The organism is Paenibacillus sp. J31R109 (assembly GCF_059692055.1).
The window spans coordinates 284,010-298,246 of sequence record NZ_JCAUAR010000007.1; the positions used below are offsets into that span (position 1 = coordinate 284,010).

10 protein-coding genes are annotated in these 14,237 nt (G+C 47.9%); all 10 read left to right on the forward strand.

All coding sequences use genetic code 11. The features are described from left to right. The first annotated feature begins 10 nt into the window (after positions 1-10). Genes AC58QT_RS19885 through AC58QT_RS19930 form a run of 10 tightly spaced genes read left to right on the forward strand, consistent with a single transcriptional unit; the run spans position 11 to position 14,217 of the window. A complete protein-coding gene (locus tag AC58QT_RS19885; RefSeq protein ID WP_497410524.1) occupies positions 11-1,390 on the forward strand; it encodes a sedoheptulokinase in 1,380 nt (459 codons plus the stop codon). After that, the gene (locus AC58QT_RS19890) at positions 1,380-2,042 is read left to right on the forward strand and encodes an aspartate/glutamate racemase family protein (protein ID WP_497410525.1); all 663 of its coding nucleotides are present in this window, start codon (positions 1,380-1,382) and stop codon (positions 2,040-2,042) included. Before AC58QT_RS19885 ends, AC58QT_RS19890 begins: the two co-directional genes overlap by 11 nt. Before the next feature lie 55 nt (positions 2,043-2,097). Continuing rightward, positions 2,098-3,018 (forward strand): class II fructose-bisphosphate aldolase, encoded by a 921-nt coding sequence (locus AC58QT_RS19895; RefSeq protein WP_497410526.1) that lies wholly within the window; start codon positions 2,098-2,100, stop codon positions 3,016-3,018. A gap of 16 nt (positions 3,019-3,034) precedes the next feature. Then, positions 3,035-5,467: an alpha-mannosidase gene (locus AC58QT_RS19900; RefSeq protein ID WP_497410527.1), complete on the forward strand. Its 2,433-nt coding sequence runs from the start codon at positions 3,035-3,037 to the stop codon at positions 5,465-5,467. Continuing rightward, entirely contained in the window at positions 5,468-6,124 is a 657-nt protein-coding gene (locus AC58QT_RS19905) for a class II aldolase/adducin family protein (protein ID WP_497410528.1), read from the forward strand. Further along, a complete protein-coding gene (locus AC58QT_RS19910; protein WP_497410529.1) occupies positions 6,121-7,410 on the forward strand; it encodes a four-carbon acid sugar kinase family protein in 1,290 nt (429 codons plus the stop codon). Before AC58QT_RS19905 ends, AC58QT_RS19910 begins: the two co-directional genes overlap by 4 nt. 24 nt (positions 7,411-7,434) lie before the next feature. Then, positions 7,435-8,067: a D-sedoheptulose-7-phosphate isomerase gene (locus tag AC58QT_RS19915; RefSeq protein WP_497410530.1), complete on the forward strand. Its 633-nt coding sequence runs from the start codon at positions 7,435-7,437 to the stop codon at positions 8,065-8,067. Further along, entirely contained in the window at positions 8,064-9,035 is a 972-nt protein-coding gene (locus AC58QT_RS19920) for an ROK family protein (protein ID WP_497410531.1), read from the forward strand. Before AC58QT_RS19915 ends, AC58QT_RS19920 begins: the two co-directional genes overlap by 4 nt. Positions 9,036-9,049: 14 nt before the next feature. Then, complete coding sequence (locus AC58QT_RS19925; protein WP_497410532.1) at positions 9,050-11,188, forward strand: Sip1-related alpha-galactosidase; 2,139 nt, start codon at positions 9,050-9,052, stop codon at positions 11,186-11,188. A gap of 32 nt (positions 11,189-11,220) precedes the next feature. Beyond that, positions 11,221-14,217 (forward strand): FAD-dependent oxidoreductase, encoded by a 2,997-nt coding sequence (locus AC58QT_RS19930; protein WP_497410533.1) that lies wholly within the window; start codon positions 11,221-11,223, stop codon positions 14,215-14,217. The last annotated feature ends 20 nt before the right edge of the window (positions 14,218-14,237 follow it).

Sequence of the window (14,237 nt, forward strand, 5' to 3'; positions counted from 1 at the left end):
GGGTTGCTTGATGTATACGGCGGGCATTGATATTGGCACAACATCCATTTGTGTCGTCGTAACCAATATCCAAGACGGAACCATTATTCGTATTGCATCTAGAGCAAATGACTCGGAAATACCTGCTACGGAATTTTGGGAACGTGCCCAAAATGGGGATCGGATTGTAGAACTGGTCAATGCGTTAATTGCAGAGTGCCAGGAAGACTGGAATAACGTTCATGCCATTGGTATTGCATGTCAAATGCACGGCGTGCTGTATGTTGACAAAGAGGGTCTAGCGGTTAGCCCGCTCTTTACATGGCAGGATGGCCGTGGAGATCTTCATTTTGCTTCGGGTCAAACCTATGCAGAAACGTTAAAGGACTGGACAGGTTATCTGATCAATACGGGATTTGGCCTAGTCACACACTTTTATTTGACGCAGCAAGATGAAATTCCAATGGGTGCTGTAAAGCTGTGCACAATTGGTGATTATGTGGCTATGAAGCTTTGCGGGGAGCCTGCTCCGTTAATGGATCGGACGAACGCCGCAAGTATTGGACTCTATTCGCTGGAGACTGGAAGATTTGCTAACGAAAAGCTGAGCGCAGCAGGGATGGATGTCGGCTATTTGCCAGAGCTTGCAATCGACCGACAGCTTGTTGGAGAAACGACTGACGGGAAGAAGGTCGTCTGTGCGATTGGCGATAATCAAGCCAGCTTTCTGGGGGCAGTTCCTACTTTCGAAGGCAATTTACTTGTTAATGTGGGAACTGGCTCTCAAGTGTCCGTATATTCTCCTAGTTGGATACAATCCCCCATGCTGGAAACACGTCCGTTCGTAGACGGGGGGTATCTGCTTGTTGGGGCTTCGCTTAGCGGTGGTAAATCGTATGAAGTGCTAGAACAATTTTTCCGTTCTGTGCTTGGCGCTTTTGCGGAGGCGGATGAACACCAGCTCTACGAGGCGATGAATCGCTTGGCGGAAGAAGCGATGACGGAGGCTGTACCACCGCTGCGAGTTGGAACCCAATTTTACGGAACTAGGGAGCATCCGCAAGCCACGGGCTTTATTCAAGGAATTCGAGCAGATAATTTCAAGGCCAAACAGTTAACAGCAGGATTCCTTCATGGCATTTTAGATGAGTTAGTTGGCTGTACACAGCAGTTTCCTACACACATTGTTGAGAAGTTAGACAGGCTGGTTGCATCAGGCAATGGCCTTCGTAAAAATGCTGCAATGCAGCGTATAGCTCAGTTGAAATGGCAGCTACCCTTAACTTTTGGGAAAGTGGAGGAAGAAGCAGCATTCGGCGCAGCCATTCACGCTGCAGTCGTAACCGGTTATTTTAGAAATTATGAAGAAGCCCTACTAAGGATGCAAAGGAGCGATAGTCATGAAGCATAAACTTGCCATTATTCATACAACCCCCGTCACTGTAGACAGTCTAAAAGCGTTAGCGAATGAGCTTCTGCCAGGAGTTGAAGTGATGAACTGGGTGGATGATTCGATTTTGCCACAGCTTGCCGCAAACGGTGGGCAAATTGATGAGATCGAAGATCGCTTTCGTCAATACGCACTCATTGCAGAGAAAGCAGGCGCATCTTGTATTTTAAGCGCATGCTCGTCGATTGGTGAGCTCGTTTCTCGTGTAGGTCCTCAGCTGAGCATTCCCATCATTCGAATTGATGACGCGATGGCAGAGTTTGCCGTGAGTTCTTCGGAAACCATCGGTGTGGCAGCAACGCTCGAAACAACACTCCAACCGACAAAACGATTGATTTCCGGTAAAGCGGCGCTAGCTGGCAAAGCGGTGCACATTGAAGCTGTTGTAGCTAAATCGGCTTATCAGAAACTGCTAGCTGGGGATAAAGAGGGACATGATGTGGAATTAGCTGAGGTTCTACGTGAGCTTGCATCTAAAACAGATCTGGTCGTTCTTGCACAAGCATCCATGGCTAGAGTCATTTCGCAGTTTACGCCAGAGGAGCAAACACGTTACCTTAGCAGTCCAAGGTTAGGCATGCTGCGTGTCAAACAAGTGATGGAGCAGCTTTAATAGATAGATAGATAGATAGATAGGATAAAAATAGGAGTACAAAGGAGAGTTCATCATGCCACAAACATCCACGAATTCATCAGTTATTACGTTAAAACAAGCACTAGAGGTGGCTGAAGCAAACCATTTTGCCATTGGTTCCTTTTCACCGCGCTATACACCAATGATTGCAGCTGTTTTGAAGGCAGGGCAACTAGCGAACTCACCGTTAATTGTTCAGATTTCACATAAAGAATTAGTTCGTTATGGCATTACGGCAGCTGAATTCGGAGAAGAGTTCTACCGTCAAGTGGAAGCAATGAAAATTACCGTTCCAGTCGTCCTTCACTTAGATCACACGAAGGAATTAGAAACGATTAAAGAGGCGATTGCTGCAGGATTTACGTCCGTTATGATCGATGCTTCTGAGAAGCCTTTTGATGAGAATGCCGCGATTAGTAAAGAAGTTGTGGACTATGCACGACCAAAAGGTGTATCCGTAGAAGCCGAGTTGGGGATGATCGGAACGACCGATTTCGTGGAAACAGATAAAGATGAAGAGCTTTACACAGACCCGGTTGAAGCAGCTGAGTTCGTTGCTATCACTGGCATTGACGCACTTGCTGTTTCTTGCGGCACAGCCCACGGCGTATATGTCGTTAAGCAGCCCAAAATTGACTATGATCGACTGATGAAGATTAGAAAATTAACCCCTGTACATCTTGTCCTTCATGGGGGTTCCGGTGTGCCTTCGGAGATGATGCGCAATGCCTATCATCTGCCTGGCGGCGGCGTTAGTAAAGTGAATATTGCTACCGATTTGGAACTGTCCTTGCTCAAAGCTCTCGGTCGTGAAGAACGCATGACGAACGAAGAGTGCAAGAACTTGTCACCTGAGATGCTGCAAGCTGGCCGTGATGCGGTAACGCAAACCGTTAGGGAAAAAATGAATGAATTTTTGAGCAGCACAGGGAAAGCGGACGCTTTTAACAACTAATCTGGGGGTTCTCGCGATGAATGAAAATAAGCTCTACATGATCGGTAACGCACATCTAGATCCAGTTTGGTTATGGCAATGGCAAGAAGGCTTCCAAGAAGCGAAAGCTACTTTCCGTTCTGCACTAGATCGTATGACAGAATCCGAAGATTTTATTTTTACTTCCAGCTCTGCTGCAATGTACGAGTGGATCGAAAATAATGAACCTGCGATGTTCGCTGAAATCAAGAAACGTGTACAAGAAGGCCGCTGGAACATTGTTGGCGGTTGGTGGATTCAACCGGACTGTAACATTCCAAATGGGGAATCTTTTGTCCGTCAGGGCTTGTATGGCCAGCATTATTTCAAGGAGAAGTTCGGCGTAACGGCTAAAGTTGGCTATAACGTAGACAGCTTCGGGCATAACGGTATGCTTCCGCAAATTTTAAAGAAAAGCGGTATGGATTATTACGTGATGATGCGTCCGATGCCGAATGAAAAAGGATTGCCAAGCCGTCTGTTCATGTGGGAATCCGATGATGGCTCACAAGTCATGACCTTCCGCATTATGTATGAGTATTTATCTTGGGGCAAAGATTTGGAAAACCATGTTCGCCGCTGCCTAGGCGAATTCAAAGAGCCGCTCAATGAACTTATGTTGTTCTATGGTGTTGGTAATCATGGTGGAGGCCCGACGAAGGAAAATATCGAGAGCATTCGCCGCATGAATGCGGACCCATCACTGCCTAAACTTGAATTTGCGACGCCAGATGAATATTTCAAGCAAATGGAGAGCAGAAATTTAAACTTGCCGGTGGTCCATGATGACTTACAACACCATGCAAGCGGTTGTTATGCGGCTCACTCGGGCATTAAGCATTGGAATCGTAAAGCGGAGAATCGCCTTATGGCAGCAGAAAAGTACTCCGCGCTTGCTTCCTGGATTACAGGTCAACCCTATCCGGCTGAGTTTAATCAAGCATGGAAAAATGTCCTCTTCAACCAATTCCATGACATTCTCGCAGGAACAAGCCTTGAGCCTGCGTATGAAGATGCGATGTATTTGTACGGCGAAGCCATGGCGATTGCCGACCGTTCCCTGAATTATGCGGTTCAATCGTTATCGTGGAACATTAACATCGAACAGGATGTTACCATGAAGCCTATCGTTGTCTTTAACCCGCATGCATGGGAAAGCCGTGTGAATGTCGAGCTTGAAGTCGGCGGTATCAAACCAACGACTGTTTTACTAGATGACAAAGGAACACCAGTACCGTTCCAAACGGTACAATCTCAAGCATCTGCTAACGGCCGCTTCCGTTTAAGCTTTATGGCGGATCTGCCATCCATGGGTTATCGCGTGTATAAATTAGTAGCGGAGTCAGCTTCACATAAACCAGTTGGAGAACCGATTGTGGCCAGTGATGTGATGATGGAAAACAAGCGTTTCCGCTTGGAGTTTGATAAAGAAACAGGCTTTATTAAAAGCTTGTTCGATAAAGTTGCCGACCATGAAGTGTTCAAAGGTGATGGCGCGAAGCCGATCGTACTCGATGATAAATCGGATACATGGAGCCATGATGTTCTGCATTTTAATCAACAAGCAGGTGCCTTTAAAGCTAAGAAGGTATTCCGCGTTGAGCACGGTCCTGTGAAATCGGTCATTCGTGTTGTCAGCGAATATGGCAGCTCCAAGCTTGTTCAAGATTTCGCTATGTACGCTGATCGCGATCAAATCGATGTTCAGGTGATGGTAGACTGGCGCGAATCGTTCAAAATGTTGAAGCTGGTATTCCCAGTGAATGTCATCTTCAGTAAGCAAACCTACGAAATTCCATACGGGACGATAGAACGTGAGCATAATGGGGAAGAAGAGCCAGGGTTAACGTGGATTGATTATTCCGGCGTTACTCGCAAGGGCAATATCATGTACGGCCTTAGCTTGATGAACGATGCAAAATACAGCTATAGCATTCATAACCAGGAAATGGCGATGACGGTACTAAGAAGTCCGATTTACGCGCATCACGTACCTTTCGAACCAGATCCTAATGGAGAGTACTCCTTTATCGATCAAGGTATCCAACGTTTCTCCTACTCCTTGCTGCCGCATGAAGGAACTTGGGAACAAGCAGGTACAGTGAAGCGTGCAGCGGAACTGAACTGCAAGCCGATTGCCGTGATCGAATCGTTCCATCAGGGAGAGCTAGCACAAACGGATTCTTATGTGAACGTCAATAAAGACAATATTATTGTGAGTGCGATTAAGAAAGCCGAAGATAATCAGGATCTCATTATTCGTGTGTATGAGACGAACAAAACGGCAACTTCAGCTGAAATTATGTTGCCTAGATGGAATCGTGTCATTAAAGCGAATTTCAAACCATGCGAAATCAAAACGTTCCGCGTGCCGCACAATCCAGAATTACCGATAAAAGAAACCAATCTGTTGGAATGGGACGTGGAATAAATGGACGCATCGGTTTGGCAGCAGTTGCAGGAAGCTGGGCGATACATGCTAAATAACGGCTTAGCATGGGGAAACGCCGGCAACATCAGTGCACGAACCACAGATGGCCATTATCTCATTACCGCAAGCGGGACCGATTTAGGAGAGCTCGGCGAAGATGACTTCGTCGAGTGCTCGATCTCAGAGAGCAAGGCGACTTCGCCTGATAAGAAACCATCGAAGGAAGTCCCCATGCATCAGGCGATTTATGAATCCCGCCCAGACGTAGGCGCTGTCCTTCATGCGTCCCCTTTTTACAGCACGATGCTAGCCTGTTCGTCAGAAACGTTGCCGTCCGAATGGTTTGTGGAAACGATGTATTACCTGGAGCGAATTGAGCGCGTTCCTTATTTTCATCCAGGTTCCCGCGAGCTCGGTGAAGCTGTGCGTGAGAAAGTGGGCAAAGCCAACGTTCTCTTCCTCGAAAACCACGGCGTTCTTGTCTACGACAAGAACGTGAAGGAGGCAAGGATGGCTATGCATACCCTTGAAATGGCTTGCCATATGTATGTCGTGGCGAAGAGCTCGGGTATTTCCTTGCGCAAGCTGCCAGAAGATGTTGTTCAGAGCTTCTTGAATGAGTCTGGTTATCGGCCAAGAAGGAGGTTAACGGAATGATCGGTATTATCGCAGATGATATTACAGGCGCGAATGACATCGGAATTATGTATGCAAAGGCAGGCATGACAACGCATGTCTACCCGATGGAAGCGTGGACGGATCAAACCGAAGGAGATGAGCCAGAGGTACTCGTCCTTGACACGCACTCCCGATTGGATACACCGGAAGTAGCTTACAAGAAAGTGTTTCAGATGACGAAGAAGCTGAAGGATGCGGGCGTTACACGTTTTATGAATAAAACGTGCTCTGTATTCCGAGGCAATATCGGCGCCGAATTCGATGCCATGCTAGATGCCCTAGAGGCATCTTTTGGCATCATTGTCCTTGGTTTTCCGAAAAACGGGCGGACAACACTAGACGGTATTCATTATGTACATGGTAAAAAACTGGAAGAATCCGAATTTCGAAATGATCCTGTCCATCCTATGCTTCACTCCAATTTGGTTCAGATTCTACAATCACAAACGGTTCGTAAAGTTGGACTCATTCCCATAGATCGGATTGATCAAGGCTCATACGTGCTGCAAGATGAAATCGCTAGAAAGAAGAACGAAGGCTTTCAGTATGTGATTTTAGACGTACGAGATCAGCAATCGCTGCAAATTATCGCGCAAGCTGTTCAATATGAACCCATTCTTTGCGGCAGTTCTGCGCTAGCGGAGGAATTAGCCTTACTAGAAAAGTCAGCAGCTGCTGAATGGGTGGAGCAACGAACGAAACTCCCTGAGCTTGGAAGACCAGCTGTGCTTTGTGCGGCAGGCAGCTTAATGCCGCAAAGCGCGGCACAAATCGTCTATGCCAAAAAGCAAGGGCTGCATGCCCTGGAGCTCGAATCCATGCTGTTATTTGATCCATTGGAAAAGCAGGTGCATTGCGCCAAAATCGTTGAAGACGCTTCACTGCTGCTTCAGGCAGGGCAAGATGTCCTTATTCATGCCTCGAACAGTCCGATGAAGGTCGCGGCTACAAAAGTGAAAGGAGCCGAGCTTGGCTTCGACAATACCGAAGTATCTGTGCTCGTTTCAAGTGCACTGTCTGACGTGGTTCGGTCTGTCGTCAATAAGACAGGGCAACAACGACTGCTCATCGCAGGTGGAGAAACGTCCGCCGCAGTTTGCGACAAGCTGGGAATTAATGGACTATGTATTTGGCAAGAAATTCAACCAGGATTGCCATCCTGTTTAACCCTCCAGATGCCGCAAAGGTTTCTGGTATTGAAATCAGGCAGCTTCGGCACGGAAACCTTTTTCATAGAAGCGATTGAACATTTGAAACAAACTTAAGATCAGCAGGGAGGAGATTAGCGCATGAGTGCAACGTTTGAGCAACTTTTCGTAAAATACCCTGATTTGGAACCATGTCGTGCTTCTATTCATGCCGCATTTGAGGCGATGAAGCTCTCGTTTGAAAAGGGAGGCAAAATGTTGCTGGCCGGCAACGGAGGAAGTGCAGCGGATTGTGAGCATGTGGTTGGTGAATTAATGAAAGGTTTTATGTCACCCCGCAAACTCCCTAAGAAGCAAAGAGATCTCATGTTGGTTCACGGCGAAGAGCAGGGTACCTATTTGGCAGATCATTTGCAAGGGGCGCTTCCAGCGATTTCGCTAGTGAGCCATACCGCATTTGCCACGGCATTCAATAATGATGTAGCTCCCGACATGGTATTTGCACAGCAAGTTTATGGGTACGGTCGACAAGAGGATACCCTCGTTGTTTTCAGTACATCGGGGAACTCGGCCAATATCGTTCACGCTGTACAAGTGGCCAAGTCTATGGGCGTAACGACGGTTGGTCTAACGGGTGAAGGCGGCGGTCGACTGAAAGAACTTTGCGATGTTATCATTCGCGTGCCATACAGCTCAACACCAGACATTCAGGAACGCCATCTTCCGATATACCATGTGCTTTGTATGATGTTAGAGGAGGCATTCTTCGTATGAGTCTCCTGTTAGGCGGTATTGATATCGGAGGTACGAAATGTGCAGCGGTACTTGGGAGATCGGCTTCTGAGACGGTTAACATCATCGATAAAATAAGCTTTCCGACACCTGCAACGCCAGGAGAGGCGCTAGCCCAGCTTGGCGATGCGTTGGAACAATTGCTGAAGCGCAACCAAGCGGATTCTTTACAGGCCATCGGTATTAGCTGCGGAGGACCTTTGAGCAGTAAAGAGGGGCTCGTTCTATCACCGCCTAATTTGCCCGGTTGGGATCGCGTTGATGTGTTGACGCCATTTCGAGATCGGTTCAGCGTTCCTGTCGGCTTGCAAAATGATGCAAACGCTTGTGCATTGGCGGAATGGAAATGGGGAGCCGGGCGAGGTTCGGAAAATATGGTTTTCTTGACCTTTGGAACAGGCATGGGTGCTGGTCTGATCTTAAATGGCGGCATTTATGGCGGGGCCAACGATATGGCTGGCGAAGTAGGGCATATCCGTTTAGCGGAAGATGGACCTCTCGGCTATGGGAAATACGGCTCGTTCGAAGGCTTCTGCAGCGGCGGCGGGATTGCTAGATTAGCTCAAAAGTTCGTGAAAGATGGTGTACGCGTAGGGGAGTCGACACTTTTGCAGGCCGATCAACAAGAGTTGACGGCGAAAGTTGTGTTTGAAGCTGCTCATGCTGGAGATGAACTAGCGAAAAGGGTAATTGAAATCGTGAGTAAGCAGCTTGGGCGCGGATTGGCGATTCTGGTGGATATCCTGAATCCAGATACGATTGTCATTGGCAGTATCTATGAGCGCCAAGAGCCGATGTTAGCCCCTCTGGTTATGGCCGAGCTGCAGCGTGAAGCTTTACCGATTTCACTTGGTGTTTGCCGAATTGTTCCTTCTGGATTACAAGATAATGTCGGAGATGCCGCCAGTTTATCGGTTGCACTTCATGAATATGAGCAACAGCGGAAATAGAGAGGGAGGACCATATGCTACAAGGAAATGAGATAAGTTCAAACGGCTTACAGTCCGTTCTTGGCCGTATTAGAGTTACGGTGACAACTGACGATGGTTCAGCAGTGCCGCTTCTAAGTAGTGAGAGTGAAGTAACAGCAGGTTCGGATGAGCGTGGCGCTTATACGGAAACAAATCAGATTTTCCGTGGCGAAAATGATACGGCGGTGGTTCAGCTGAGGTTTCGCGCTTATGATTCCGTAGTCCTGGCCTCGGTGCAGGGTGAGTTGATCAATGCCAATGATTTCGGTAGACAGCTTTGCTTTGCCGCACAGAATGGCATTATCATCCATGCACAGGACATGGAGGAAGTAGACGGTTTGATGGCCAACTATCAGCATAAAGACTGGTGGACTCGGCCTCATTTTAACCATGATTGGTCAACGTTACCTGAACGTACACAATCTTTACTGTGGCGTAAGGGGAAAGAAGCTTCCTATTACCATCTGCTGCCCGTTTGCGGCCCGGAATTCCGTACAGATGTATGCGGCGCTGAGTCAGGATTGCAAATCCGAGTGTCATCGCATCAAGGTGGAAGAACCAAATGTGAGACCCTGTCTTTTGTCCTTGGTATAGGTACAGATCCTTATCAGTTAATGGAAAATCAAGTTGACACAGCGCTACATGCCCTTGATTACCCGACATTGCCTCGCGCGCAGAAAGCGTACCCTGAAATTCTGGATTCCCTAGGCTGGTGCAGTTGGGATGCTTTCTATCATCAAGTGGATGAGAAAGGTTTGCTAATCAAAGCGGAAGAGCTTCAAGCAGCAGGACTGCCTGTGCAATGGGTCATGATTGATGATGGTTGGTCACAAACGATCGATAAGAAGCTATCCTCATTCCAAGCAGATGAAGAAAAGTTCCCGCAAGGGCTTGGAGCTACGGTCCGCAAGCTGAAAGAGCAGCAAGGGATCCGTTGGGTTGGCGTATGGCATACGATCGCAGGTTATTGGGGAGGGATTCATCCAGATTCTCCAATCGCGAAGCAATATAGCGACTATCTCTACAGCAATGCCAAAGGGAGCTTAATTCCTTATCCGGATGCGGGACGCGGCTTTGGTTTCTGGCATGCTTGGCATGCATTCTTGGAGCGTCAAGGTATCGATTTTGTCAAAGTAGACAGTCAAAGTGCAGTCTTGAATTTCACGAAGCATGAATGGTCGATCGGTGAAGCGGCAGCTGCGGCTCATCAGGCATTGGAAGCATCGGCCTCCCTACATTTTAACAACACAATCATTAACTGTATGGGGATGGCGGCTGAAAATATGTGGCACCGTCCGAAATCTTCGGTTTCTCGCAACAGCGACGACTTCGTTCCTCAAGATGAATTCGGTTTTGCCGAGCATGCGTTGCAAAATGCTTACAACTCCTATTATCACGGTGCGTTCTATTATGGCGACTGGGATATGTACTGGACGAAGAATCATGATGATATTCAAAATGCGGTACTTCGCTCGGTCAGCGGTGGGCCTGTTTATTTCAGCGACGCACCGGGCAACACCGATCCTACGAAAATTTGGCCGCTTATTTACCAAAACGGAAGTATTATTCGCTGTGAACAAACGCCCAGCCCAACGGCAGACTGCTTATTCCTAGATCCGACGAAGGACACCATACCTTTAAAACTATGGAACACTGCGCGAGATTCTGGCGTCGTAGCTGCGTTCCACATTGGTAAGCATAAAGACGAGATCAAGGGATCGGTAAGCCCTTCCGATGTACCGGGATTACAAGGTGAGCAGTTCGTGCTTTACGAACATTTCTCTGGCGAGATGAAGCTCATGCATGCGAATGATCACCATGACTTCGTGCTTCAGCCAACACAATGCGCGCTTTACTTATTTATTCCAGTTGCCGGTGCGGCAACACCGATTGGTTTGATTGATAAATATGTCGCTGCGGATGCAGTAAGCCATGTGAAGTCGGAAGGTTCTACCGTGTCGTTTCAATTGAAAGAGGGCGGGAAATTCCGGTTCATGTCAGCAGGCAGAGAAGTTGTCGTGGATGTCAATGGCAAGAGGCTTCCTGTCGTAGTGGTAAGCAAACAATTGTATGAAGTTGAGATTCCTAATCTGGAAGACAAGCTTCAAATTGTACTCTCCGTAACGGAATAAACAATCGTTGTGCACAAAAGAGGTGAGATGACATGGAAATGATGACCCAGTGGGAAGCAGATACGCCTGTTCTGGCGGAGAAAGATGTTGTCATTGTTGGTGGATCTTTCGCTGGCATTGCCTGCGCGGTGGAATTGGCGAAAGCCGGACAACGGATCATGATCATCGAGCCACGTACGTATTTGGGGCGGGAACTCTCCGCCTCTCTTCGTCCGTGGCTTGATCTTTCTACCAGCTGGAATCGTCCTGAGCTTATTCAATTTGTCATAGATCAAGCTGGTGAACAAACGTATGCGGCTGACAAAACGTATTTGCCGCTGCATCCTGACCGGCTGAAGCGTGCCTTGGAAGATAAGCTGATCGCGCACGATATAGCGCTCCTCTATGCTTCACTTCCAGTTGCCATCGTTACTAATCCTCACAGTAACGAACGGGAAGGACTCGTGATCGCGAATAAAACGGGGAGCCAAGTGATTCTCTGTAAGCGTTTAATCGATATGACGGAAACGAATGTGGTCGCACAGCTGACGGGTCATTCTGTTGAGTCATTTGTCTGTGGGAAAACGGCATCGTTTGCAAGAACGCTAGAATTTACTGGCGTATCTTGGCCTGAGGAAGATGATCAAGCGGATGAAATCATTGTTCCCAATAGTCTAGGACTGCTGGATAACAAAGTGAACTTGGTACATGGGTATCGGGATGGGCAGCATGTTTACGTAGAATATTGGATGGTTATGGCGAGTGGTAACCAGCTAGAAATAGCCGGTGAACGCGAACTTGAAGCTCGTAGGCGGGGCATGGACTTGACTGCCTTTCTGGTACAGAATGTCCCTGCTTTCCGTAAAGCGAATTTGTGCTCCTCATCCTTTGAGCTTCACGGACCTGTGCCTCTTCATGGAGGAACGGAGGTCGAGCAGAGTCAGTATCTAGATCCAACGCAAGCAACAGTTGCGGGTATGGGACTGGCTGCTCAGCTCCTAGATGAACCTGTCGTAGAGCAACAAGCTGTAAGGACGTATGCAAGCAAACGTGTAGTAACCAATATTCCTACCTTGTCAAAAGTCGAGGTCCTCGTGATTGGCGGAGGTTCAAGTGGTGCATGCGCATCTATCACAGCAGGAGGCGAAGGTGTAAGTACGATGCTCGTGGATATGAATCCTGGGCCGGGTGGAACAGGAACCTTTGGCGGGGTAGACAGCTATTGGTTTGGCCGCAGAGAAGGCTTCGCAGCTCGCATTCATAATGCTGTATTAACTGCCCAGCAAGGCATCGGCTACAAGGGTCATAAATGGAACATTGAAGCGAAGATGTTCGCGCTGCAGCAAGAAGCGAAGCGCCATCATGTCGATTTACTGTTTAATGCTTTTACGTATGCAGCGTTGATGGAAAACAACCGTGTATGCGGTGTGCTGGTCGCAACGCGTTGGGGCCCTGTTGCCATCTACGCGGATGTCGTAATTGACGCGACAGGCGATGGCGATGTGGCAGCTTTTGCAGGAGCAGAATTTGTGTACGGCTCTGCGAAAGATCATACCGTTATGTGGTACTCCCTTGCACAATTTAGTAAACCTGACAAGATTCAGAACAATTTTACAAGTATGGTCGATGTATCGGATATTGTGGACTACACACGCGCGATCATGGCTGGACGCCGAAGAGGTGACCCGCAATTGCATGACCATGGCATTTATGTCGCCACACGGGAAAGCCGGCATATTATAGGCGAAACTGTGATGCAGTTATCCGATCAGTTGCTGCAACGTAGTTGGCCGGATGTGATTAATGTTCATTTTAGCAATCATGATGTAAAAGGAGTTAGCGGGGCAGATTGGATAAACATTGGACTTATCCCACCTAATTTAGAAATTGAAATTCCCTATCGCTTGCTGCTGCCAAAGGGCATTGAAGGTTTATTAGTCGCGGGGAAAGCTATTTCTGCAACGCATGATGCGCTGCCTGCGATTCGGATGCAGTCTGATTTGGAAAATTTGGGAGGCGTAGCTGCGCTTGCAGCTGCATTAGCCGTGCGAACTGGTGTTCCTCCTAGGGGCATTGCGATTAAGGAGCTGCAAGATCGCTTAATTCGTGAAGGAATTTTGTCAGAAGCAGTTAGAACCAGGCAACTTGCGCCTATCCAATATACGAATGAAGAACTCAAGCTTTTAGTAGATAACATAGAATCGGATCAGCCGCTCTATGAATATGCCAATATGCGTATGAATGAAATCTATAGGGAGCGCATTCCTTTCGTAGAAATATGCTCGCTAGGACAGCGAATTGTTCCTTATTTAATTGAGGCGATGGAACACGCAACAGGGATGCGGGAGCTCCGACTGGCGCAAGCACTAGCTACTCTTGGAAGTAAAGCGGCTGTTCCGGTTCTAATCGCGCGGATTATGGAAGAGCTGCAGGGTACAGAACTTCCACGTCGGACGGCAGATATGATGTATGTCCAACTACCTCCAGATCACGGCGCGATGCCAGATGTGGTGTACTTGTTATACTCCCTTGCACAAACACAGGACTCACGTGCAATAGCCGTATGGGAGCGGGTCGTCGAGCTGATGCAGCCAAGTGAAGAAGACTTTAAAGATACTTGGCTAGGTCTCTATTACTACGTAGATGCGGTAAGTCAAGGAGCCGAAAGACTTGGAGATCGTGATGCGATTCCAATATTAGAGCGATTGCATCAGATCCCTTATTTACATGCCCAGATGAGCTCGAGTGTGCCGCAATCCGACTACTTTTTGGAGAGGAGAGCGATGCTGGAACTGGTCATTGGCAGGGCACTTGCCCGGTGTGGAAGCAGGCTTGGTTATGATGTGCTGATCCAATATGTCAGTGATGGCCGATCGCTTCTAGCGAAGCAAGCACTTCAACAATTAAAGAAGATTAGCGGGAAGTTCCTCACGAAGGATCCAGTAAGCTTACGTAGTTGGCTGGATATTGAACAGCCTTATCGGCATACGTACCCACTTCAGACGCAGCTTGATATTGAAACGAACAGTGAATCCATTTTGCGAGGCTAAGCGGAGTAGAAGGGATGAAC

Excerpts from the sequence above, each read along its gene's own strand:
- AC58QT_RS19890 (WP_497410525.1), top strand. The coding sequence starts at position 1,380 with ATGAAGCATAAACTTGCCATTATTCATACAACCCCCGTCACTGTAGAC.
- AC58QT_RS19930 (WP_497410533.1), top strand. The coding sequence starts at position 11,221 with ATGGAAATGATGACCCAGTGGGAAGCAGATACGCCTGTTCTGGCGGAG.
- AC58QT_RS19885 (WP_497410524.1), top strand. The coding sequence starts at position 11 with ATGTATACGGCGGGCATTGATATTGGCACAACATCCATTTGTGTCGTC.
- AC58QT_RS19925 (WP_497410532.1), top strand. The coding sequence starts at position 9,050 with ATGCTACAAGGAAATGAGATAAGTTCAAACGGCTTACAGTCCGTTCTT.
- AC58QT_RS19910 (WP_497410529.1), top strand. The coding sequence starts at position 6,121 with ATGATCGGTATTATCGCAGATGATATTACAGGCGCGAATGACATCGGA.
- AC58QT_RS19915 (WP_497410530.1), top strand. The coding sequence starts at position 7,435 with ATGAGTGCAACGTTTGAGCAACTTTTCGTAAAATACCCTGATTTGGAA.
- AC58QT_RS19900 (WP_497410527.1), top strand. The coding sequence starts at position 3,035 with ATGAATGAAAATAAGCTCTACATGATCGGTAACGCACATCTAGATCCA.
- AC58QT_RS19905 (WP_497410528.1), top strand. The coding sequence starts at position 5,468 with ATGGACGCATCGGTTTGGCAGCAGTTGCAGGAAGCTGGGCGATACATG.
- AC58QT_RS19920 (WP_497410531.1), top strand. The coding sequence starts at position 8,064 with ATGAGTCTCCTGTTAGGCGGTATTGATATCGGAGGTACGAAATGTGCA.
- AC58QT_RS19895 (WP_497410526.1), top strand. The coding sequence starts at position 2,098 with ATGCCACAAACATCCACGAATTCATCAGTTATTACGTTAAAACAAGCA.